9 tRNA genes and 2 rRNA genes are annotated in these 1,343 nt (G+C 47.8%); all 11 read left to right on the top strand.

Annotated features, from left to right (window positions below):
• The first annotated feature begins 3 nt into the window (after positions 1 to 3).
• Positions 4 to 119, top strand: a 5S ribosomal RNA gene (rrf, locus tag ACFFIX_RS27735).
• A 51-nt stretch (positions 120 to 170) separates the two neighbouring features.
• A tRNA-Val gene (locus ACFFIX_RS27740) sits at positions 171 to 246 on the top strand.
• Between the two features lie 18 nt (positions 247 to 264).
• Positions 265 to 340 (top strand) — tRNA-Thr (locus tag ACFFIX_RS27745).
• 148 nt (positions 341 to 488) lie between these two features.
• Positions 489 to 564 (top strand) — tRNA-Lys (locus tag ACFFIX_RS27750).
• A gap of 7 nt (positions 565 to 571) precedes the next feature.
• Positions 572 to 656, top strand: a tRNA-Leu gene (locus ACFFIX_RS27755).
• Positions 657 to 677: 21 nt separating this feature from the next.
• Positions 678 to 749: transfer RNA gene (locus ACFFIX_RS27760), tRNA-Gly, on the top strand.
• A gap of 10 nt (positions 750 to 759) precedes the next feature.
• Positions 760 to 848, top strand: a tRNA-Leu gene (locus ACFFIX_RS27765).
• A gap of 14 nt (positions 849 to 862) precedes the next feature.
• Positions 863 to 939 (top strand) — tRNA-Arg (locus tag ACFFIX_RS27770).
• Positions 940 to 942: 3 nt separating this feature from the next.
• A tRNA-Pro gene (locus ACFFIX_RS27775) sits at positions 943 to 1,019 on the top strand.
• A 16-nt stretch (positions 1,020 to 1,035) separates the two neighbouring features.
• Positions 1,036 to 1,111 (top strand) — tRNA-Ala (locus ACFFIX_RS27780).
• 170 nt (positions 1,112 to 1,281) lie between these two features.
• Positions 1,282 to 1,343: ribosomal RNA gene (locus tag ACFFIX_RS27785) — 16S ribosomal RNA — on the top strand; the annotation flags it as partial.

The raw sequence follows: 1,343 nt of genomic DNA on the forward strand, positions 1-1,343 counted from the left end.
TTGTCTGGTGATGATGGCGAAGAGGTCACACCCGTTCCCATCCCGAACACGGAAGTTAAGCTCTTCAGCGCCGATGGTAGTTGGGGGTCTCCCCCTGTGAGAGTAGGACATTGCCGGGCAAGCAAGATCTTGGACAACACATTGCTTTAATATGTGTTGTCCCTTATTATGGAGGATTAGCTCAGCTGGGAGAGCATCTGCCTTACAAGCAGAGGGTCGGCGGTTCGATCCCGTCATCCTCCACCACTTTTTTGTATTTATAACGCCGGTGTAGCTCAACTGGTAGAGCAACTGACTTGTAATCAGTAGGTTGGGGGTTCAAGTCCTCTTGCCGGCACCACACATTTTTAAGATGAACCATTAGCTCAGTTGGTAGAGCACGAAGTGTTACTATAACGTACGAATCGAGTTACTTCTTGCATAACCTTTCTGAGATTTGGACGTCGAGACAACTAGAATAACTTTCATCTTTTTTATATTTTTAAGATGAGCCATTAGCTCAGTTGGTAGAGCATCTGACTTTTAATCAGAGGGTCGAAGGTTCGAATCCTTCATGGCTCACCATTTACATGCGGGTGTGGCGGAATGGCAGACGCGCTAGACTTAGGATCTAGTGTCCTTGTGACGTGGGGGTTCAAGTCCCTTCACCCGCACCATATTTTTTTCGTCAGTATTATGCGGAAGTAGTTCAGTGGTAGAACACCACCTTGCCAAGGTGGGGGTCGCGAGTTCGAACCTCGTCTTCCGCTCTTATTATGTGCCGGGGTGGCGGAACTGGCAGACGCACAGGACTTAAAATCCTGCGGTAGGTGACTACCGTACCGGTTCGATTCCGGTCCTCGGCACCATTTTATTTTAATATGCGCCCGTAGCTCAATTGGATAGAGCGTTTGACTACGGATCAAAAGGTTAGGGGTTCGACTCCTCTCGGGCGCGCCATAACGGGAAGTAGCTCAGCTTGGTAGAGCACTTGGTTTGGGACCAAGGGGTCGCAGGTTCGAATCCTGTCTTCCCGACCATTCTCTTTTACAATTTGGGGCCTTAGCTCAGCTGGGAGAGCGCCTGCCTTGCACGCAGGAGGTCAGCGGTTCGATCCCGCTAGGCTCCACCAAAAAAGTTCTTGACATATATTTAACTATCGTGTTATTATATGAAAGTTGCATTATGAATAATGATCTTTGAAAACTAAACAAAACCAAGCGTGCCAACGTTGATTTAATCAACAAAGCAACAAAGTTTTTTCGCACATTCGTGTGCAAAAGAAGAGCTAGTCAAACAATCTTATTGGAGAGTTTGATCCTGGCTCAGGACGAACGCTGGCGGCGTGCCTAATACATGCAAGT

The sequence above is a fragment of the Metabacillus herbersteinensis genome, from assembly GCF_042433335.1.
In the GTDB taxonomy this organism is placed as follows: Bacteria; Bacillota; Bacilli; order Bacillales; family Bacillaceae; genus Metabacillus; species Metabacillus herbersteinensis.